This window comes from Sphingobium sp. B10D7B (genome assembly GCF_025961955.1).
In the GTDB taxonomy this organism is placed as follows: domain Bacteria; phylum Pseudomonadota; class Alphaproteobacteria; order Sphingomonadales; family Sphingomonadaceae; genus Sphingobium.
On the sequence record NZ_JAOQOQ010000001.1, the window covers coordinates 3,053,525 to 3,073,398 of the forward strand.

Sequence of the window (19,874 nt, forward strand, 5' to 3'; positions counted from 1 at the left end):
TCATCCCTTGTCGAGCGCGATATCCGGCGCGTCCTCGGCCTTCATGCCGATGACGTTATAGCCTGCATCGACATGATGAATCTCGCCGGTCACGCCGGAGGCGAGATCAGACAGCAGATACAGCCCGGCCCCGCCGACATCCTCGATGGTGACGTTGCGGCGCAGCGGCGAGTTCAGCTCGTTCCACTTGAGGATATAGCGGAAGTCGCCGATGCCCGATGCCGCGAGCGTCTTGATCGGCCCGGCCGAAATCGCGTTCACGCGGATGTTCTGCGGCCCCAGGTCCATGGCGAGATATTTGACGCTGGTCTCCAGCGCGGCCTTGGCGACGCCCATCACATTATAATGCGGGATCACCTTCTCGGCGCCATAATAGGTCAGCGTGACGATCGACCCGCCTTCGCTCATCATCGGCACCGCGCGCTTCGTCACGGCGACGAGGCTGTAGGCCGAGACGTTCATGGTCAGCAGGAAGTTTTCCAGACTGGTGTCGACATAACCGCCACGCAGTTCGTTCTTGTCCGAGAAGCCGATGGCGTGGACCACGAAGTCGATGGTCGGCCAACGCGCGGCCAACCCCTCGAAGCAGGCATCGACAGACGCCATGTCCGACACGTCGCAAGGCAACAGAAAATCAGAGCCGACTTCCGCCGCCAGCGGGCGCACGCGCCGCTCCAGCGCCTCGCCCAGATAGGAGAAGGCCATTTGTGCGCCCTGCGCGTGAAGTGCCTTGGCAATACCCCAGGCCAGCGACTTGTCGTTGGCCAACCCCATGATGAGGCCGCGTTTGCCGGCCATAAGGCCTGTCATGATGTTGGATCCTCCGTCTCTTCAGCCGGTTCTTCCCCGTCCGGGAAATCAGCCAGCGCGGCGTTGAGTTCGGCGCCAATTACCACGCCAAGCCCAATGATGAAGAAAAAAATGAGCGTGATCATCGCGCCCGCCAGGCCGCCATAGGTCAGGCTGTAGCTGGTAATGTTGGAGAAGAAGAGCGGCAGCAGCAACGAGGTGACATACCACCAACCGGCCGTGAACGCCGCGCCGGGCCATTTCGGGAAGCGCTTGGCGCGATAACGGCTCGGGGTCAGCGCCGCGAAGATGAAGTAAAGCGCGAGATAAAGGATGATCGCCGGCACGAAACGGGTGGCGGTAAGAATGGCGAAAGCCTGGTCGCTGCCCGGCAGCAATTTCTCCACGACCGTCTCCGCCGCCACCAGCAGAACCTGCAGGGAAAGCGCCAGCAGCGCGCCAAAGACGCTGAGCACGATGATCCCCATGGCCCGCAACCTGTAATGCCAGAAGGGCGATGTCGAGCGCGTGCCATAGGCCCGGCGGAGAATATCACGGATCGTCTCGATCAGGCTGCCGACGGTCCACAGGCCGATGATCGCGCCCAGCCAGAGCAAGGGGCCGGTCCGCGCCTCCAGCACATCCACGATCGCCGGCCGCAGCACCTGTGCGACGCTGGGCGGCACCGTCAGCAGAAAACCGTTCACCGTTTCGAGACCGGCGCGGGTGCGCCCGAGGATCTGCGCGATTGCCGCAGCAAGGATGAAGAAGGGAAAAACCGCGACCAGCGTCAGATAGGCGAGATTGCCGGCATGGATGAAGCCGTCATTATAGACGCCCACCGCGACGCGCTTGACCACGGCCAAAGCGCGGCTCGCCCAGCGACTCCGCTCGATTTCCGCGCGCAGGCGCTCGCCCCGATCGCGCAACCGGCGACGGCGCGCTTCAGGCGATTGCGGAGAGGGATTGGTCAGCACGCCCGATCTCTAGAACAAAGCGGCAGGCGAGGGAATCGCGCACATGCACCCCTCGCCCCGGCCATAGCGCAGGGCTTGCCCGCGCCGGGATCACACGCCCAGATGCGTTCGCAACGGCCGCGTATCGCTCCAGCTCTCCACGAAAGACTTGAGCGCGGCATCATGGCCCGGCACGTCGATCATCAGCGTGACGAGCTGGTCACCGCGACCACCGCTTTTGCGATGGAAACCCTTGCCCTTCAGCCGCAGCGTCTGCCCGGAATGCGCGCCCGCCGGAACGGCGAGCATCACCGGCCCATCGACCGTGGGCACCTTCACACGCGCGCCGGCCACGGCCTCGTTGAGGCTGATCGGCAGGTCCAACCGCACATTGTCGCCATCGCGCTTGTAGAAGGCGTGATCGCCGATCTCGATGGTGACGATGGCATCGCCCGCGCCCGCCGGTCCCGGCTGGCCCTTGCCGCTCAGCTTCATCTGGGTGCCGTTCTCGACACCGGCCGGGAGCTTGAGGTCGATGGTCTTGCCATCGGCGAGCGTGATGCGCTGCGGCGCCAGCGTCGCGGCATCGGTGAACGGCACGGACAGGCGATAGGCCATGTTGGCGCCCCGCTGCGGTGGCGGCGCGCCGCGCCCGCCAAAGCCGAAGCCGCCGCCCGGTCGCCCGCGTCCACCGCTGAACAGCCCCTCGAAAATATCCGAGAAGTCCGCGCCGCCGGCCCCGAACTCAAAGCCTTCCGGCCCGCCGCCCTGCGAGCGGCCCCCGCCCTGTCCGCCAAAGCCGAAGGGATGCGTGGGGTTGCCGTCGGCATCGATCTCGCCCCGGTCGAACCGGGCACGCTTGTCCTTGTCGGACAGCAGATCATAGGCGCGCGTCACCTCGGAGAATTTCTCCGCGGCCTTGGGATTGTCCTTGTTCCGGTCCGGATGCAGCTCCTTGGCGAGCTTGCGATAGGCGGACTTGATCGCCGCCTCGTCCGCACTGCGGGGGACGCCCAGCAGCGAATAGGGATCAGCCATGTCGTTCTACCCACCCGTTCACGAAGATATCATGCCTCATGGCATTCATCTGGCGATTGCGGCGCGGCGCCGCAAGTGGGGATGCGCGTGCGGCTAGCGCGCGGCGACGCGTGCCGGCCCGTTCGGAAAGCGCTCGAACATCGCCTCGGCGAGGCGCGTGGCGATCGCCTGGTCGCTCCAGCGCGAATCGCCCTCGCGCGTCGCGATCTCGGCCCGGCCTTCCCACAGGGGCGCGCCGGTAGCCTTGTCGAGGATGCGCGCTTCCATGCGGGTCGACACCAGCGCCTTGCGCGGCTTGGAGAGATCGACCGCGAGCGCCATGCCCATCGTCGAGCCATAGGTGCCGGTTCCGACCATCATTTCGCCGCTCACCGGCTTGCGCTTGGTCTCCTCGGGCACCAGCGTCTCGCGGCGGATGCGCAGTTCGGTCACCTGCCCGCTGTCGCCCTGCGACTGCGCCAGCGTATCATAGCCGGCCTTCACCAACTGATCGATCACCGCCGCTTCAAAGGGCGCGGTGCCCGGGACATCATCGACCGCGCCGGTCAGCGTCGAAACCTGGACCGGCCCGCTGCCGAGCCGCGCGGCCCCGCCCTCGGCGGTGAACTGTGCGGCATCGACCTGCCCTTCGCGCGAGTCCCGACCGCTGCTCACGAGGGGTGCACGCGGCGAATCGATGCGCGAGCCGCCCCAGCGATCCGGGCCGCGACCCCATTGGGCAACGCCCGGCGCGGCGGTCGCGAGGAGGGAGAGGGCAGCGATGAAGCGGACAGGGACGGAGGCGTTCATGGTGGTCCTCTTGCGCAGAGCTTGTTTCCGCGCCAGCCCACCCAACTGGTCCAGCATCGGCGCGCATAGTCTATCGACCCACGCCTTGCCCCCATATGAATGGGCATCGCGCCTCCGGGGCAAGAAGCGACAGGAGAGTTTCCACGCGCGGCCGCACAGGCTAGGTGAAGCGCATGACGACACAGACCGCGACCTCATCCGAACCGACCACGCTGACGGACGACCCCTTCGCCCTCTTCGCCCAATGGATGGCCGACGCCCGGGCCAGCGAGCCCAATGATCCCGAGGCCATGGCGCTCTCGACCGTCGATGCGCAAGGCCGCCCCTCCACCCGCATGGTCCTGCTCAAGGGCTATGGGCCGGAAGGCTTCACCTTCTACACCAATTTCGAGAGCCGCAAGGCCGGGGAACTGCTCGCCCATCCGGAGGCCGCCTTGCTGTTCCACTGGAAGTCGCTGCGGCGCCAGATCCGGATCGAGGGACCGGTCGGCCCGGTGAATGCCGCAACGGCCGACGCCTATTTCGCCTCGCGCCCGCGCGTGTCGCAAATCGGCGCCTGGGCGTCCGACCAGTCCCGGCCGCTGGATGCGCGCGAGACCTTCGAGGATCGCATCAGGGAGGTCGAGGCGCGCTTCGCCCGCGTCGACGTGCCCCGCCCGCCGCACTGGTCGGGCTTCCGCCTTGCCCCGCGCGCAATCGAGTTCTGGCTGGACCGGGCCTTCCGCCTGCACGAGCGTCGCCGCTACGAAGCCGACGGCGCAGGTCGCTGGGCCGCGCAGATGCTCTATCCATGAGGCATGGCCGGTGAGTGCGGCGACGCCTGCGGCGCGCGAGGATCATCTCGCCACGACCGGCGCGATCAATCGCAAGGCCGCGCTCGCCAGCGTCGCCGTGGCGCTCATTCTCGCGGCGGCCAAGAGCTGGGCCGTGCTGCGCACCGAGTCCATCGCCATGCTGGGCTCGCTGGCCGACACCGGACTGGATCTGGTCGCCAGCCTCGTCACGCTCTTCGCCGTCCGCCTCGCCGCGCGCCCGGCGGATTACGACCACCGGTTCGGCCACGGGAAGGCGGAGGCTCTGGCCGCATTGTTTCAGGTCTCGCTGATCAGCGTTGCCGCCGTGCTCATCATCCTGCGCTCAGTCGAGCGGTTCGGCAGTGCCGGCACGCCCACGGCGATCGAATATGGCATCGGCGTCTCCATCCTCGCCATCGTGCTGACCATCCTGCTCGTCAGCTATCAGGCACGCGCGATCCGGGCGACGGGATCGGTCGCGATCAGCGCAGACAGCCTGCATTATCGCAGCGATCTGCTGCTCAACGGCTCGGTCATCCTCGCGCTGGTGCTGGAAACGGCGCTGCACCTGCGCGGCGCGGATGCGCTCTTCGGCCTCGGCATCGGCCTGTGGCTGGCGCTCAATGCGGGCCGGACGGCGATGCACGCCATTGGCGAGCTGATGGACAAGGAATGGCCGCTGGAAAAGCGCCAGCGCTTCCTCGACATTGCCGAGCGGCACCCCGCCCTGCACGGCATCCACGATTTGCGGACCCGCAGCAGCGGATCGCATGACATCGCTCAGTTCCACATCTGGCTCGACCCGCATATGTCGCTGAAACAGGCGCACGACGTGATGGAGGACATCACCCGCGACCTGACCGCCGACTTCCCCGGCCTGGAGCTGATCATCCACCCCGACCCCGCCGACCAGCCGGAAAGCGACCTGCTCACCCAGCAGGATGCCCGCACGGTGCTCGTCAACGAAGCCGCCGCGAGCGACAAGACGCCCGGGCCGGAGACGCCCGCCCCATGACGGCAGCGCCGATGATCCTCCCTTTCGTCCAGGTCGATGCCTTTGCGCATGCGCCGTTCACCGGCAACCCCGCCGCTGTCATGCCGCTGGATCACTGGCTGGCGGACGATGTGCTGCAGGCGATCGCGCAGGAGAATAACCTCGCGGAGACGGCCTTCGCCGTGCCGCTCCCGCCCGGCGCCGGGGCGGACTATGACTTGCGCTGGTTCACGCCGACCGTGGAAGTCGCGCTGTGCGGCCACGCCACGCTGGCGAGCGGTCATGCCCTGATGGGCGCCGCGCGACAGAGCCTGCGCTTCCGCACACAGCAGGCCGGGGATCTGGTGGTCGAACGCGTGGCGGGCGGTGAAGGCGATACCTACCGGCTCGATCTGCCGGGCATGGCCATGACGCCGGCGGACCTTTCAGAAATCGCTGCCCTGCTGGGTAGCCCCACGCCGCAGGAGACGCACGCCCGCGACGGCGGCTATCGCCTGCTCGTCTATGCGGACGACGCGCAAGTGCGCGCGCTGCGCCCCGATTTCGCGGCGCTCGGCAAGCTCGGCAATTTGCTCATCATCGCCACCGCGCCGGGCACCGAGACCGATATCGTCAGCCGCGCCTTCGTGCCGGGCGCAGGGATCGACGAAGACCCGGTGACCGGCTCGGCCCATTGCCTGCTCACGCCCTATTGGAGCGACCGGCTCGGCCGCGACCGCTTCACCGCCTATCAGGCCAGCACGCGCGGCGGCTATGTCGACTGCGAACGCGCCGGCGACCGCGTCATCCTCACCGGTCGCTGCCGCACGGTGATCGAGGGGCAGTTTTTGCTTTCAGGGTGGTAAGCCGTCATGAGCAAGAGAGAACTGACGCAAAACGAACGTCGGCAGTTCCACTTGGGCTGCGCCGCCTTGCTCCTCATTCTGGCGTTCGGACTTGTGCGGTCAGCCGGCAGCGCAATGTGCGACACAACGACGTTTTATGAAAGTCTTTCGCCCGACGGTTGGACCGAAGCGCGCGTTCAAATGACGGACTGCGGCGCTTTGTCTGGCTTTTCCAGAGTCGTCTGGATACAGCCCCGCTGGCTTCCAACGGATCGGCTCTTCGCCTGTCGAGCCGTAGCGATCGATGGTCAACCAGCTGTTCGTCTGGAGTGGGCGCAGGCAACGCTGGTCGTCGCGACCGACGCACCGCGCGCAAGCGTCATCCACGCCAACGCCTCGTGCTACGGTTGGTCCGTTAAACTGGCAGCGCCACACTCCTGACCAGTCACGAAAACCGCCGAACCAGCCGCGCCATGGCTTCGCGCAGGGCGTCCATGTCTTCCTCGCGGGTGATGCCGAGGCGGACGATGACCAGTCGCTGCTCGGGCGAAACCAGCACGAACTGGCCGCGCTCGCCCACCGCCGCCATCACGCCGGCACCGGCCTGGCCCGGAAAGAGCGGTGAGGGGTCGCCACCCCGGTTGAGCCAGAGATGCCCACCAAATGCGGCATGCGCCGGCGATGGCGCCGTCATGAAATCGAACCAGGGGTCGGCAATGAGCTGGCGCCCCGCGACATGGCCGCGCTGGCGGATGAGTTCGCCGATCGCCGCATAGTCGCGCGCCGTCATATGCATCATCAGCGCGCCCTCGAGCGTCCCGCGCGCATCAAATTCCGGCACGAAATCCTTGAGCCCGAGCGGTTTCGCGAAGCGGGCATCGAGAAACCGCGCCATGGCAGCGCGGCGGGCGAGCGGGTCCTGATTCGCAGTCAGCCGGTCCGTCATGATGCCGGTGAGGATCATGGTGCTGCCCGCGCTCGGCGCGAAGGTCGCGCCTGGAGACTGCACCAGCGGCTTGGCCGCCGCGAACGCCGCCTGATCCGTGCTCCCCTCGCCGGCGAGCATGGCGAGCGTGTCGCTCGGCTCGCCTGGTTGCCAATCTTCGCGATATTGCAGGCCACTGCTCATCTGCAGCAGGTGCCGCAAGCTGATCGCGGCGCGCGGATCGCCGGTCTGTCGCCAGGCGGCCACGGGGGCCGGATCGTCCAGCGCCAGCAGACCGTCCGAGACCATCATGCCGGCGATAAGGCCGGTGACCGTGCGGGCAATTGACCAGCTTAAAAAGCGGCTCTGCGGCGTGAACCCATCGGCATAGCGCTCGGCCACGATCTCGCCCCCGCGCATCACGATGAGCGCGCGTGTCTCGCCCACGTCCGCGCCATCGCCGGGATCGAACAGCGGGTCCACCGCCTCGCGCAGCGCCATGGCGGAGAGGCCGGGGCTGTCCTTCAGCACGGCATAGCGGCTGGCCGGCACGTCCTGCGATGCACCCGCCCCGGCGAGCATCAGGCTGGCGGCGGTGACGCACAGCCAGCGGGAAAGGCTTTTGATCTTCATCGCGCGCGGCCTTATCACGCAGCGCGATGAAAGGGGATAATCAGATGTGGGGGCAGCGCGATCCTCTCAAGCGCAAGGCCATGATGAAGCGCGCGAGCGGCTGGTTCGCCCTGCTGCCGGTGGTTCTGGTTGCCTTCTGGGTCGCGGTGAGCTGGCCCGGCTGGCAGCGGGAGGCCGACCAGGCCGCCGGCCTCGCCGCGCGCTTGGGCTGCTCGTGCCGCTATGTCGAGAATCGCCCGCTCGAAAGCTGCCAGAGCGATCTGGCCGGCGTGCCGTGGATGGCGCTCGTGCGCTATGAGGATGCGCCCGAGGCCCGGCGCCTGACCGCCAAAATACCCATGCTGGCCACGCGATCCGCGCGGCTCAAGCCCGGCTTCGGCTGCATGCCCGAACGCTGAAGATGACAGGGTGGACCGACACGTCCCCCCTCCTCTTCAGAGGAGGGGCTAAGATAGATCAGTGCCCGCCGCGCATCCGCTGGACGAGGTGAACAACCGCCGCCACCACCAAGCCGACGAGGAAGCCGAACAGCGCCGCCAGCATCGCGCTGATCGTCCAGACAATCACCGGAGCGTGGCTCACCGCTTCGGCAATCGTATGTTGGCCATGAGGCAGCACAGCCAGCGGCGTCCCTTCCAGCCCGTGCAGAATGATCCCGCCGCCGACCCACAGCATCGCCACCATGCCAATCGATTCGAGCAGGCTCAGCACGCCCGGCATCATCCGCACCAGCCCGCGACCAACCCGCTGGACCAAAGGGCCACCGGTCTTGGCGAAGTGCAGGCCGATATCGTCGAGCTTCACGATCAACCCGACCACGCCATATACGGCAACCGTGACCAGCAGGCCGACGACGGCGAGGACCAGCGCCTGCGTGAGCAGCGGGCGGCTTGCCACGTCCGCCAGGGCAATCGCCATGATCTCGGCCGAGAGAATGAGGTCGGTGCGGATCGCGCCTGAAACTTTCGCCTTTTCCAGCGCCACGGCGTCGCCATCGGCGGGGAGCATGTCCTCCTCCTGCGCATGGCCGCCCCGCAGCATCTCGATGATCTTCTCGGCCCCCTCGAAGGCGAGGAAGGTGCCGCCGACCATCAGCAGCGGCGTGATCGCTTGCGGCAGGAACGCACTGAGCAGGAGCGCGAGCGGCAGAAGGATGATGAGCTTGTTGCGCATGGACCCAAGCGCGATGCGCCAGATCATCGGCAGCTCGCGCTGCGGCGAAAAGCCGGTGACGTAGGTCGGCGTCACGGCGGCATCGTCGACCACCACGCCCGCTGTCTTCACGCTGGCCCGGCCGGCAGCGGCCGTCACATCATCGACGGATGCCGCAGCAAGGCGGGCAATGGCGGCGACGTCGTCAAGCAGGGCGGCGAGGCCGGAGGCCATAAGGAATGCTCCTCGTCAGGATATTGCAGCCACCCTGCCTGATTTCCCGGCGGGCGGAAAGATCGGGCAACAGGTCAGGCAGCAGGCTCGGGCGGCAACGACCAGTCGATCGCCCCCCGCCCCTGCGCGGTGAGAAACGAATTGGCCCGCGAGAAGTGCCGGCAGCCGAAAAATCCATTATGGGCCGAGAGCGGCGAGGGATGCGGCGCCTTCAGCACCAGATGCCGCCCCCCCGCGCTCACATCCTGCACGAACGCCGCTTTCTTCTGGGCGTAGGCCCCCCAGAGCAAGAAGGCGACGGGCTTGTCCTGCGCGGCGACGGCGGCGATCACTGCATCCGTGAACCGCTCCCAGCCCTGATTGGCATGGGCGCCGGCCTGCCCCATCTCGACGGTGAGCACGCTGTTGAGCAGCAGCACGCCCTGCTCCGCCCAATGGACGAGGTGACCATGGCCGGGCGGGGTAAAGTCCACATCCGTCCGCAGTTCCTTGAAGATGTTGACGAGGCTCGGCGGCGGCCGCACGCCCGGCTTCACCGAGAAGCACAGGCCATGCGCCTGCCCCGGCCCATGATAGGGATCCTGCCCGAGGATCACCACCCGGACATCCGGCAGGGGCGTGAGGGCGAGCGCGTTGAACCAGTCGCTGCCGCGCGGGAAGATTTGCGCGCCGGCCGCCTTGCGGGCCTGAAGAAAGGCTTTCAGCTGCGCCATGGAGGGCGCGGCGAACGCTTCGGCCAGTGCCACCCGCCAGCTTTCATCGAGCGAGGCAGGGATGGAGGGCGGGGTTATGGCGGTGTCGGCATCGGCAGTCATTCGCCCGGCTTAGAGCATTTGCGGCGCCGGGCAAATCGGTCCGCATAGGCGCGAACGGCAGACAGCCGCTGCCGGTTGACACGCAAGGCGATGAAACGCATGGGATTTTCATGCGGATATGCATCAGGCATTTTTCCATCCGCCATCATGCGGGGCAGCTTCTCGCGGGCATCTAGCCCCGGGACCCGGTGCCGTGCGCGCCAGGCTCGGGGCACCTTTCGCTGAACCGACGTGTGACGTTCCAGACGCGCACGCCCCACGCCCGAAAGTCCGCATGATGCCACGCCATTCCATCAAATTCCGCCACCCCGCTAAGGCCTGACCAGAGCACGCACGCCAGCCTTCACCGCGCGCTGAGTCCTGCTCGGCCCGGCAATGTTCGGTCGCTTCGTCTCTGTCTGCCCCACGCGCGCCCTGTCGGCGCCGTCCCGCCCCAGCCATCAAATTTAAGTCCAGAGAAGAAAGACCAAACATTGCTGAGAATTGACGATAAGCTTCGCCCGGTCCTGCATGACGTCATCCGCCGTAATGGCGGCGAGCCGGAATTTCATCAGGCGGTGACCGAGGTGCTGGAAAGCCTCGGCCGCGTCGTCGCAAAGCGGCCCCATTATCTGGACAATGCCCTGATCGAGCGGCTGTGCGAGCCCGAGCGGCAGATCATCTTCCGCGTGCCGTGGGTGGACGATAATGGCCAGGTGCAGATCAACCGGGGCTTCCGCGTCCAGTTCAACTCGGCACTCGGGCCCTACAAGGGCGGCATCCGCTTCCATCCCTCGGTCAATGTCGGCATCATCAAGTTTCTCGGCTTCGAGCAGACCTTCAAGAACGCCCTCACCGGCATGCCGATCGGCGGCGGCAAGGGCGGATCGGACTTCAACCCCCGCGGGCGCTCGCAGGGCGAGATCATGCGCTTCTGCCAGTCGTTCATGACCGAGCTGTTCCGGCATCTGGGCGAATATACCGACGTGCCGGCCGGGGATATCGGCGTGGGCGGGCGCGAGGTCGGCTGTATGTTCGGCCAGTATAAGCGGCTCACCAACCGCTATGAGGCTGGCGTGCTGACCGGCAAGGCGCTGTTCCATGGCGGCTCGCGCGCCCGCACGGAGGCCACCGGCTATGGCGCGACCTATTTCGTCCAGCGGATGCTGGCGACCCGCAAGCAGAGCTTCGATGGCAAGCGCGTAACCGTGTCCGGCTCGGGCAATGTCGCCATCTACACCATGGAGAAGGTCATCGAGTTCGGCGGCATCATCGCGGCCTGCTCGGACTCGAACGGCTATGTGATGGACGAGGACGGCATCGACCTCGAACTGGTCAAGGAAGTCAAGCTCGTCCGCCGCGACCGGATCAGCGACTATGTGCGCCTCAAGGGCGGCAAGAGCCATTATGTCGAGGGCGGCTCGGTTTGGGATGTTCCCTGCGACATCGCCATGCCGTCCGCCACCCAGAACGAGCTGACCGGCAATGACGCCAAGACGCTGCTCAAAAATGGCGTCATCGCGGTGGGCGAAGGCGCCAACATGCCATCCACTCCGGATGCGGTGCGGCTGTTCCAGGAAGCCGGCATCCTGTTCGCACCTGGCAAGGCCGCCAACGCTGGCGGCGTCGCCACCTCGGCGCTGGAGATGCAGCAAAACGCCTCCCGCGACAGCTGGTCCTTCGAGAAGACGGAAAGCCGCCTCGCCTCGATCATGCACGACATCCACGACCGCTGCGCGGAAACCGCCGAGGAATATGGCGCCCCCGCTGACTATGTGCTGGGCGCCAACATCGCCGGCTTCGTCCGCGTGGCCGAGGCGATGGACGCGCTTGGGGTAATCTGACGCGCGGCGGACACAAACAAGGCCGCCGGAACACCGGCGGCCTTCGCATGTCCGATCGGATCAGCGCTGGTTCTGGCGTTGACCGCCGCCCTGCTGGTTCTGATCGTCCTGTCCGCCCTGCTGGCGACCGGACTTGTCCGTGTTGGACTGGTCCTGCTGGCCGCCCCGGCCGGGCTGGCGCTGTTGATCATTCTGCTGGTTCTGGTTTGCCATGGTCCATCCTCTCTTGTCGCCCTTGATGGGCATGGGAGAGAAACGGATGGAAGAGCGGCCGGTGCCCGGCTTTGCGACGAATGCCGGAAAAGCGGACGAGTTGAAAGGAGCGTCGGACGGGCCGGGTAGGCCGTCAGCCGATCTGCTTCCAGGCCGACGCGATTTCCGCGATGAAGCCGTGAGCGCTCTCCATCAGGCTGGGATCATTGGCGACGGTCGCCTCCAGCGTCCGGCGGCGCGTCTCGCGGTAGATGGTCGCCAGGCTGATGGCGATCTCGCCACCCTGCTCGAAATCGAGGCTCGTCTCCAGCGCGTGGAGAATGGCGAGCGCGCGCGTCTGCCGGTCCAGGCATTTGTGGCGATCGCCGGCCTTGAGCGCCAGTGCGGCGGTATCCAGCGCGAGCAGCAGCTCGTCGAACAGGATGCGCACGAGCTGGTGCGGCGTGGCGCCCTCGACGCGGCTGCCGCTATCCACCGCCGCATAATGGCGGAGCGCGGCCATCGGCCTCATCGGATGCGAACCCATGTACATACAGCGTATCCCTTATTGGTGTGTCCAGCGTCTGCGCCCGGACCGTTAGTCGTTGTTCTTGCTCCAGATCTTGACCTGCTGCTCAAGATAGGATTGCGTGGCCTGGAACTGCAGCAGGCGCGTTTGCATCTTCGCGTAGGTCGCGGTGAGCTGGGTGCTGTAGGTGCTGCGCTGATCGCCCAGCTTCTCCAGCTCCTTCTCCAGCGCGGCTTTCTGCTTCCCGTAAATGGCTGCGGAACTGGCGAGCGGACCTTCGCTGCCGTTCACATAATCGGTGATGTCCTTGAGCGCGCCGGCAATGCCCGGCTGCGTCGCGCTGGGCACGGCGGGATTGAGCATCTGGGTGACGCCTTCCGGATCCGCCGCCAGCGCCGCTTCGAGCCGCTTGGTATCGAGCGTCAGCGTGCCGTTGCGCTCGGTGCGCACGCCCAGGTCGCTCAGCGTACGATAGGTGCCGCTGTCGGTCAGCGGCTGCGAGACCAGGCCGGCGAGACGACGCGACAGATCCCGCACGCCAAAGTCGCCCGAGAGCAGGCCGGCCGTATCGCCCTGCGCGACCGTCGCGTCGTTGAGGGCGCCCTTGAGCTGATTATAGGCGGTGACGAACTCGCGAACGAGATCGCTCATCGTGCTGGTCGGCTGGTCCGTGGCGAGCGTGATCGTCTTGCCCGGCTCCGCCTTGTTGAGGTCGATCTGGATATTGGGAATGGCGGTGGTGATCTTGTTCGAGCCGAATTCCATATCGACATTGTCGATGCGGATCAGCGCATTCGCGGCGACCTGGCTCTGCGTCAGCGTCCCGGCGGCGCCATCCCAGACGAAGCGCTGGAGATTGGCATCCGCATCGGCCTCGGCAGTGAGCGTGAAGGCCTTGGCCGTGCCGGTCTCGCCCTTGAGCACGAGGCGCGCGCCGGACTGATCGGTGACGATCGAGGCCGTGACGCCCGCATTCGCGCCGTTGATGGCCGAAGCAAGGTCGCCCAGCGTGCCGGTGCCGCCGACGGTGATCATCGTCTCGGTGCTGCCCACGGTGAGCTTGAGCGTGCCGGTGCCGGCGACGGCGGCGCTGTCGGCCAGCGCGGCGGACTGGAGCACCTGCCCGGCGGCAAGCTGGCGCACCTCAAGCTGCGCCGGCAGGCTCTTGGGTACGCCGCCGGGAATGAGCGAGACCGCCGCGATGGTCGGATCATTGGAGACCGGATTGCCGCGATAGCCGGTGCCCTGCAGCAGGTCGGTCAGGGCCTTCGAGAAGGTCTCGAGCGAGCTTTTGGCGGAGGCCAGCGCCGACACGCGGGCGCTAGCGGTGTCCAGCCGGGACTGGACAGCGCTCTGGCGCGGCTGGAACGAGGCATTGGTAAGATCGGACACCATCTGGGTGATGTTGATCCCGGAGCCGATGCCCAGTGCGCTCGCAATATCCGTCGCCATATCCGTCGTCCTTTCAAGGCTTCAGAACGGCAGCGGCGCGCGCGGCTTTAGTGCCATGGGCAAAGAATCAGGGCAGGCGCATTCAGTCGTCGAACAGCGACGCGCTTGGCGCCGGAACCCTCAGTGCGAGGCGGCTTCCACCATGAGCGACGTGACCGATGCCTGCGCCGCCTGGGCCAGCCCGGCCTGTCGCGCCACCGCCTGCGCCACGTTGGCGACGAAGGTGACCATCTGCTCGTCGGTCGGCGGCATGGGGAGCATGACGACGGGGCTCGGCATCAATGCGACGATGGCCCGGTCGGCCAGTTCGACGCTCGATTCAGCATTGCGGGCCGAGGGCTGGATATGCGCCAGCACATCGGCAATCTCGGCATGGATGCGGGCATAATCGGCAGCGGCGGCGGAGCGTTCGCGATCCCGCAGCAAGGCGGCGCGGGAAGTCTCGCCCTCCGCCCCGCCATGCATGGCACGGGATTGGGAAACGGCAGGCACGGCCAAGGGGCTGCGCTCCGTTGCGCTGGTCACCGGGGTGACAGCCCCGGCGCGGGGCAAGAACTCGTTCATGACACATTGCCTTCTAATGTGTCCCCATCAACAAAAGACGGACGAGTTCGGCTAAGCTTTAATTCACGATATTGCGCCCATCCGCATCGAATCGCATCGCATCGGGCAGATCGATGTGCGGACGGTCCATCTCGGTCGCCATGGCATGCTCGATCCGGTAGACGAAGGCGAGGATCGCGGCGACGGCCATGAACAGCCGTTCGTCCACTTCCTGCCCCGCGCGCGAGGTGAAGTAGATGGCGCGGGTAAGCTCGGGATATTGCAGCACCGGCCGGCCCTGATCGGCCGCGAGGGTGCGGATCGTGGCGGCGATTTCATCGGAACCGCGCGCGACTACCACAGGCGCCGCATCGCGCCCCGGATGATAGCGCAGCGCGACGGCGAAGTGCGTCGGGTTGGTGAGCACCACCGTGGCCTCTTCCACCGCCTTACGCACCGAGCCGTTGAGCGTCTCATATTGCCGCCGGCGGATCGCGCCCTTGAGTTCGGGAGAGCCTTCCGTCTCCTTGTGCTCCTGTTTCACTTCCTGCTTGCTCATGTTGAGCCGCTTCATGCGCTGGAAGATCTGCGCCGGCACGTCGATGCCCGCGATGAGGAACAGGGCCGCCGCGAGCGCGAGCGTGACGACCACGAAGATGTGGCCCATCTCGCTCATCGCCGGCATCACCCCGGTCTTGGCCATGCCGTGGATCGCATCGAACTGCCGCCACAGCAGCACGCCGCCGATGCTGCCGAGCAGCACCACCTTGGCGAGCGATTTGACCAGTTCGATAATACCCTGCATGCCGAAGATGCGCTTGAGCCCGTTGATCGGGTTCATCCGCTCCGGCTTGGGCACGAGCGCGCCGGTGCGAAAGCCAAGCGAGCCCAGCACGGCAGGCGCGGCAATCGCCGCGACGACCGTCGCCAGCAGCACGCCCGCGAGAGGCAGCGCGATGATGGCAAGCAGATGATAGGCGCGCTGCTCCGGCGCGAAGCCCGCAATATCACCCTGATCGAACCGCAGGGCTTCGGCGAGCATCAGGCGGATGGCGTCGATCAACGCCGGCCCGGCAATCGCGAGCCAGCCGACGCCCGCCATCACCACCATGGCCGTGGAGAGTTCGCGGGACTGGAGAATGTCGCCCTTGCTGGCCGCGTCCGTCAGACGCTTGGCTGTTGGCTTCTCGGTCTTTTCGCCGCCGCCGGAGGCTTCCTGCGCCATGCTTCAGCCGCCCGCCAGCAAGCGGCTCATGTCGAGTCCTTGGCGCAAGGCGTCGCTGATCGCCTCGCCCATGACCGGCGCGGCGATGGCGAGCAGTACGAGGCCAGCCAGCAGCGTCGCCGGCAGGCCGACCGCGAAGAGATTGAGCGACGGCGCGGTGCGCGCGAGCATCCCCATGACGAGTTGGACGAGAATGAGCGTGAAGGTGACCGGCAGGGCGATGATGACGCCCGAGGCAAACATGGTGCCGCCGAACTGCGCGATGCTCTCGAACGCGCTCGCCGGCATGAGATTGCCCGGGGGCAGCGCCTTGTAGCTCATCACGACGTATTGGATGAGCAGCAGATGCCCATCCATGGCGAGCAGCAGGAAGGTGGCGATGATCGAGAGGAAGCGGCCGACAACGGGCGTGGGCTGGCCCGAAAGCGGATCGACCATGGAGGCAAAGCCGAGGCCCATGGCATTGGCGATGGTCTCGCCGGCGATGAACGCCGCCGAATAGCCGATCTGCAAGGCGAAGCCGAGGCTGAGGCCGGCGATCACTTCCGCCGCAACAAGGGCGATGCCGGCGATGCTCGCCAGCCCTTGCTCGGGCAGCGCAAAGGGGGCGCTGTTGAGCGCGGCGATGCCGATCGCGAGGCTGAGGATGATGCGCAGCTGCACCGGCACGGCGGCGGCACCGAAGATCGGCGCGGCCAGCAGCGCGGCGCCGGGCCGGATCATCGCCAGCATCCAGAGCCACAGCTGCGCCTCTAGGCCCGCAAATGCCGGTGCGATCATCTGAGCAGGTCCGGAATCCGCTCGAAGATCTCGCGCGTGAAATCGGCGATGAGCATCAGGATCGCGCCGCCGAACAGCGCCAGCGTCACCGCGACGATGATGAGCTTGGGCACGAAGGAGAGCGTCGCCTCGTTGATCGAGGTGGCCGCCTGAATCATGCCGATGATAACGCCCGCCAGCAGGGCCGGGATCAGGATCGGCCCGGTCGCGAGCGCGGCAACCCACAGCGCCTGCTGGGCGAGGCCGACGAAGAAATCGCCATTTTCCATGCGATGTGCTCCCTTTTCTGCCCGCTCAGGTCGCGAACGAGCCGGCGAGGGAGCCCATGGTCAGCGCCCAGCCATCCACCAGCACGAACAGCAGCAGCTTGAACGGCATGGAGATGATCGTCGGCGAGAGCATCATCATACCGAGCGCCATGAGCGTAGAGGCAACGACGAGATCGATGATGAGGAAGGGCAGGAAGATCATGAAGCCGATCTGGAAGGCGGTCTTCAGTTCGCTGGTGATGAAGGCCGGCAGCATGATCGAGAAGGGAATCTCCTCGGGCGAGCGGAAGGCCGGCACGTTGGCGAGGTTCTGGAACAGCGCAAGGTCGTTCTGGCGGGTCTGCTTGGCCATGAAGCCATGCAGCACCTTGCCCGAGCGGCTCACCGCTTCCTCGATGCTGATCTGGCCCTCGCCATAAGGCGTGTAGGCACTGGCGGTGATCTGGTCGATCGCCGGGCGCATCACAAACAGCGAGAGGAACAACGCGAGGCCGACGAGCACCTGGTTCGGCGGCGTCTGCGCGAGGCCGAGCGCCTGACGGAGCAGCGAGAGCACGATGATGATGCGCGTGAAGCTGGTCATCATCAGCACCAGCGACGGCAGCACCGTCAGCAGGCTCATGAGGACGAGAATCTGCAACGAGATGGACAGCGGGCGCCCATCGCCCGAAACATCGTCGAGCGCCCGGGTCAACCCGCCCGAGGCAGCGGCGGCACCTTGCGGCAGCGCGCCGGTTGCCGGCGCCTGCACTTGCGGCGCGGGCGCGGCGGCGGGTGCAGCCGGCGCGGCGGGCGCAGCTTGGGCGAAGGCGGGCTGCGTGAGGCTCAGCGCGCCAAAGAGCAGAGCGCAAAGGAGGATCAGCAAACCCGTGCTCCTGCGCAGGCAGGAGCCAAGGGCGGCGAGGAACGGCGACTGCGCCTTGGGCTCCTGCCTGCGCAGGAGCACTTGGGTGGTCGCCAGAATGGGGTCAACCATGACGGGTTTCGCTCTCCGCGATCTTCTCGACCTTGCCGCGCGAGACCGAGAGCAGCAGGCGCTTGCCCTCGAACTCCACGACCGCGAGCTTGCCGAGCGTGCCCATGGGCAGCACATCGACCAGCTTGACCATCCGGTCGCGCTGGCCGGCGCCCAGCATGCCGGGCTGATATTTGCGCCACAGCCACAGCGCGCCATAGGCCATGCCGCCGACTAGCGGCAGCATGATGAGCAGCTTGAGGAAATACCAGGCGAGCGCGCTCATGCGCGGCGCTCGAGCCCGGCGAGGCGCGCCTCGGTGGAGGCGATCTCGACAATGCGCACGCCATAGCGGCCGTTCACCGTCACCACCTCGCCCCGGGCGACCAGCGTGCCGTTGACCATGATGTCCAGCAGATCGTCAGCCTGACGATCGAGCTGCACGACGCTGCCCTCGCCCAGGTTCATGATCTCGGCCAGACGCAACTGTGTGGCGCCGACCTCGACAGACATGCGGACGGGGATATCCGCCAGCAGGGCCATGTTACGGCCCAGACCCATGTCCACCGGTGCGGCGGCCTCAGCCCGGAGTGTTTCGCTCATCTCGCTCATTATGTTGGTCCTCAGGCCAGTTTTTCGATCATGAAGGCGGCACTGCCGTCCTGTTCGCCCACGGTGCCCTGCGCGAATACGCGGTCACCGACGAGAAGCGGCAATTGCCGCGCGATGTGGATGGGGATGACGTCGCCGGGCTTCAGCGACATCAGCTCCGCCATTTTGAGATTGGGCCGCGCGAGCACCGTGCGGACGGGGAAGCGCACATCGTCCAGCCGGGTGGCCAGACGGGTCCGCCACACCGGATCGGCCGGCCGCGCCTCGTCCCCCGCCTTGGGCGAGCCGACGATCTCCAGCCCGCCAAAGCCGGCCTTGGGATAAATGAACTCGATGATGCGCGGGCGATGATCGCCCATGTCGACCTCGAACCCCTGCACCACGATGGCCGTCTCGCCGGGCATCAGCTGGGCGTGGGCCGGATTGGTCTCACGGTTGATCAGCACCGGCTCCAGCGGGGCGATCTCGGCCCAGCATTCGACCAGCGCCGCGATGATGCCATCGGCAAGCCGGGCGCCGAGCCGCGTTTCCGTGGGCGTGAACTCGCGCTTGTCGCTGCTCGCGCGGTCGCCCTTGCCGCCATAGAAGCGGTCGACCAGCAGCGAGACCAGCGGCGCGTCGATGCGCAGCACCACCGGCCCCTTGATTGGGTGCAGGCGATAGAGCGAGAGGCTGGCGAACTCCGGCGCGCTCGCATCCCACATCATGAACATGGTTTCTTCGAGCGGCAGCGCGGTGACCAACGGACGCGCGCCCCCATAGGGCTCGATGATCGCGCGCAACCGGCGGCTGACCCGCTCGCCGAGTTTTTCCAGTCCGCTGATCGCGGCGACCGGCTCACTGGTCTGTCGCCCGAGCGCGAAAGGCTGCACGTCATTCATCGTTCATTGTCCCCGTCCGACCCCCGTCGGACACGGCGCTACTGAATAACGAAATTGGTAAAATAAACGTTATCAATGCCGCCGTAGCCCGTCTTTTCCTTCAAAACATCGTTAATAACGGTCAGAAGTTTCGCCTGGAGCTTCTCCTTGCCCTGCGGGGTCGAGAGGTCGAGCTCCTGCTCCTGCGCCATCATCATCAGGATGGCGGAGCGGATCGGCAGCTCATGCGCCTGCACCGCCTCGATCACGCGCTGGTCGTAATAGGTCGACACGGCGATCGAGACCTGCGCGAAGGAGTCACTGTCCGCGAGGTTTGAGGTGAACGGTGCCGGGATCTGGAAATAGGTCGCCTGATAGGCCGAGGCATTGGCCGGGCGGGGCAGATCCACGCCCTTGCCCTCGCGCTCCGGCGCATGCTGCTCGGCGGCCTTGGCGGCCCAGGTCTTGGCGACCTCCTCCGGCTTCTCGCCAGTCAGCACCAGCTGCGGGCGAAAGGCATCTTCCGCCGGCCCGCTATCCTTGTGCATGGAACCAGCGGCGAAGAACCCCGCCGCCGCGCCACCACCACCCAGCAGCGCCACGGCGCCAAGGATGATGATCAGCTTCTTCTTGCCGCCGCCCTTCTTCTTGGCGGCGCCGGCGTCCGGTGCGTCACTCATCGATCGATCCC

At 66.5% G+C, this 19,874-nt stretch carries 25 protein-coding genes; 6 read left to right on the forward strand and 19 right to left on the reverse strand.

What is annotated here, in order from left to right:
- The 4 genes from fabI to M2331_RS14225 all read right to left on the reverse strand — a co-directional run bounded on the left by fabI (position 1) and on the right by M2331_RS14225 (position 3,572).
- Positions 1-810 (reverse strand): enoyl-ACP reductase FabI, encoded by an 810-nt coding sequence (fabI, locus tag M2331_RS14210; RefSeq protein WP_181560875.1) that lies wholly within the window; start codon positions 808-810, stop codon positions 1-3.
- A complete protein-coding gene (locus tag M2331_RS14215; protein WP_181561554.1) occupies positions 807-1,763 on the reverse strand; it encodes a YihY/virulence factor BrkB family protein in 957 nt (318 codons plus the stop codon). The genes fabI and M2331_RS14215 overlap by 4 nt, the downstream gene beginning before the upstream one ends.
- 93 nt (positions 1,764-1,856) lie before the next feature.
- Entirely contained in the window at positions 1,857-2,783 is a 927-nt protein-coding gene (locus M2331_RS14220; protein WP_181560876.1) for a DnaJ C-terminal domain-containing protein, read from the reverse strand.
- Between the two features lie 93 nt (positions 2,784-2,876).
- Positions 2,877-3,572: a DUF4136 domain-containing protein gene (locus M2331_RS14225; RefSeq protein ID WP_181560877.1), complete on the reverse strand. Its 696-nt coding sequence runs from the start codon at positions 3,570-3,572 to the stop codon at positions 2,877-2,879.
- A gap of 173 nt (positions 3,573-3,745) precedes the next feature.
- On the opposite strand from M2331_RS14225, the gene pdxH reads away from it, so the two are divergent.
- Genes pdxH through M2331_RS14245 form a run of 4 tightly spaced genes read left to right on the forward strand, consistent with a single transcriptional unit; the run spans position 3,746 to position 6,625 of the window.
- Positions 3,746-4,366 carry a pyridoxamine 5'-phosphate oxidase gene (gene pdxH / locus M2331_RS14230; protein WP_181560878.1) on the forward strand — a complete coding sequence of 207 codons (621 nt, stop codon included), beginning with the start codon at positions 3,746-3,748 and terminating at the stop codon, positions 4,364-4,366.
- Between the two features lie 10 nt (positions 4,367-4,376).
- The gene (locus M2331_RS14235; RefSeq protein WP_181560879.1) at positions 4,377-5,381 is read left to right on the forward strand and encodes a cation diffusion facilitator family transporter; all 1,005 of its coding nucleotides are present in this window, start codon (positions 4,377-4,379) and stop codon (positions 5,379-5,381) included.
- On the forward strand, positions 5,378-6,205 hold the full coding sequence (locus M2331_RS14240; protein WP_181560880.1) for a PhzF family phenazine biosynthesis protein: 828 nt from the start codon (positions 5,378-5,380) through the stop codon (positions 6,203-6,205). Before M2331_RS14235 ends, M2331_RS14240 begins: the two co-directional genes overlap by 4 nt.
- A gap of 6 nt (positions 6,206-6,211) precedes the next feature.
- Positions 6,212-6,625: a hypothetical protein gene (locus M2331_RS14245; RefSeq protein ID WP_184117281.1), complete on the forward strand. Its 414-nt coding sequence runs from the start codon at positions 6,212-6,214 to the stop codon at positions 6,623-6,625.
- A gap of 4 nt (positions 6,626-6,629) precedes the next feature.
- Here the strand turns inward: M2331_RS14245 and M2331_RS14250 are convergent, their stop codons facing one another.
- Positions 6,630-7,742: a serine hydrolase domain-containing protein gene (locus M2331_RS14250; RefSeq protein ID WP_181560881.1), complete on the reverse strand. Its 1,113-nt coding sequence runs from the start codon at positions 7,740-7,742 to the stop codon at positions 6,630-6,632.
- Positions 7,743-7,822: 80 nt separating this feature from the next.
- Here M2331_RS14250 and M2331_RS14255 point away from each other — a divergent pair, with 80 nt between their 5' ends.
- Positions 7,823-8,140, forward strand: coding sequence for a hypothetical protein (locus tag M2331_RS14255; RefSeq protein WP_264592411.1), 318 nt, complete (start codon positions 7,823-7,825; stop codon positions 8,138-8,140).
- Positions 8,141-8,198: 58 nt separating this feature from the next.
- On the opposite strand, the gene M2331_RS14260 is transcribed toward M2331_RS14255, so the two are convergent.
- Both M2331_RS14260 and ung read right to left on the reverse strand, forming a co-directional pair.
- Positions 8,199-9,128, reverse strand: coding sequence for a DUF808 domain-containing protein (locus tag M2331_RS14260; RefSeq protein ID WP_181560883.1), 930 nt, complete (start codon positions 9,126-9,128; stop codon positions 8,199-8,201).
- Positions 9,129-9,202: 74 nt separating this feature from the next.
- A complete protein-coding gene (ung, locus tag M2331_RS14265; RefSeq protein WP_181560884.1) occupies positions 9,203-9,943 on the reverse strand; it encodes a uracil-DNA glycosylase in 741 nt (246 codons plus the stop codon).
- Between the two features lie 473 nt (positions 9,944-10,416).
- Between ung and gdhA the strand changes: the two genes are divergently transcribed.
- Positions 10,417-11,766 (forward strand): NADP-specific glutamate dehydrogenase, encoded by a 1,350-nt coding sequence (gdhA, locus tag M2331_RS14270; protein ID WP_220128578.1) that lies wholly within the window; start codon positions 10,417-10,419, stop codon positions 11,764-11,766.
- Positions 11,767-11,826: 60 nt separating this feature from the next.
- On the opposite strand, the gene M2331_RS14275 is transcribed toward gdhA, so the two are convergent.
- From M2331_RS14275 to fliL, 12 genes are all read right to left on the reverse strand, one after another.
- Positions 11,827-11,979, reverse strand: a complete 153-nt coding sequence (locus M2331_RS14275) for a hypothetical protein (RefSeq protein ID WP_181560885.1) — start codon at positions 11,977-11,979, stop codon at positions 11,827-11,829.
- A gap of 133 nt (positions 11,980-12,112) precedes the next feature.
- Positions 12,113-12,481: a flagellar export chaperone FliS gene (gene fliS, locus M2331_RS14280; protein ID WP_264574132.1), complete on the reverse strand. Its 369-nt coding sequence runs from the start codon at positions 12,479-12,481 to the stop codon at positions 12,113-12,115.
- 75 nt (positions 12,482-12,556) lie between these two features.
- Positions 12,557-13,939 carry a flagellar filament capping protein FliD gene (fliD, locus tag M2331_RS14285; RefSeq protein ID WP_181560887.1) on the reverse strand — a complete coding sequence of 461 codons (1,383 nt, stop codon included), beginning with the start codon at positions 13,937-13,939 and terminating at the stop codon, positions 12,557-12,559.
- Between the two features lie 120 nt (positions 13,940-14,059).
- A complete protein-coding gene (locus M2331_RS14290; RefSeq protein WP_181560888.1) occupies positions 14,060-14,503 on the reverse strand; it encodes a hypothetical protein in 444 nt (147 codons plus the stop codon).
- Between the two features lie 58 nt (positions 14,504-14,561).
- Entirely contained in the window at positions 14,562-15,707 is a 1,146-nt protein-coding gene (flhB, locus tag M2331_RS14295) for a flagellar type III secretion system protein FlhB (protein ID WP_181560889.1), read from the reverse strand.
- A 3-nt stretch (positions 15,708-15,710) separates the two neighbouring features.
- A complete protein-coding gene (gene fliR / locus M2331_RS14300) occupies positions 15,711-16,487 on the reverse strand; it encodes a flagellar biosynthetic protein FliR (protein WP_181560890.1) in 777 nt (258 codons plus the stop codon).
- Positions 16,484-16,756, reverse strand: a complete 273-nt coding sequence (gene fliQ, locus M2331_RS14305; RefSeq protein ID WP_181560891.1) for a flagellar biosynthesis protein FliQ — start codon at positions 16,754-16,756, stop codon at positions 16,484-16,486. The genes fliR and fliQ overlap by 4 nt, the downstream gene beginning before the upstream one ends.
- Before the next feature lie 25 nt (positions 16,757-16,781).
- Positions 16,782-17,732 (reverse strand): flagellar type III secretion system pore protein FliP, encoded by a 951-nt coding sequence (gene fliP / locus M2331_RS14310; RefSeq protein WP_181560892.1) that lies wholly within the window; start codon positions 17,730-17,732, stop codon positions 16,782-16,784.
- Positions 17,725-17,997, reverse strand: a complete 273-nt coding sequence (locus M2331_RS14315; RefSeq protein WP_181560893.1) for a flagellar biosynthetic protein FliO — start codon at positions 17,995-17,997, stop codon at positions 17,725-17,727. The genes fliP and M2331_RS14315 overlap by 8 nt, the downstream gene beginning before the upstream one ends.
- Entirely contained in the window at positions 17,994-18,323 is a 330-nt protein-coding gene (fliN, locus tag M2331_RS14320) for a flagellar motor switch protein FliN (protein WP_181560894.1), read from the reverse strand. Before fliN ends, M2331_RS14315 begins: the two co-directional genes overlap by 4 nt.
- Before the next feature lie 11 nt (positions 18,324-18,334).
- The gene (locus M2331_RS14325; RefSeq protein WP_181560895.1) at positions 18,335-19,204 is read right to left on the reverse strand and encodes a flagellar motor switch protein FliM; all 870 of its coding nucleotides are present in this window, start codon (positions 19,202-19,204) and stop codon (positions 18,335-18,337) included.
- A 38-nt stretch (positions 19,205-19,242) separates the two neighbouring features.
- The gene (fliL, locus tag M2331_RS14330; RefSeq protein ID WP_181560896.1) at positions 19,243-19,863 is read right to left on the reverse strand and encodes a flagellar basal body-associated protein FliL; all 621 of its coding nucleotides are present in this window, start codon (positions 19,861-19,863) and stop codon (positions 19,243-19,245) included.
- Between the last annotated feature and the right edge of the window lie 11 nt (positions 19,864-19,874).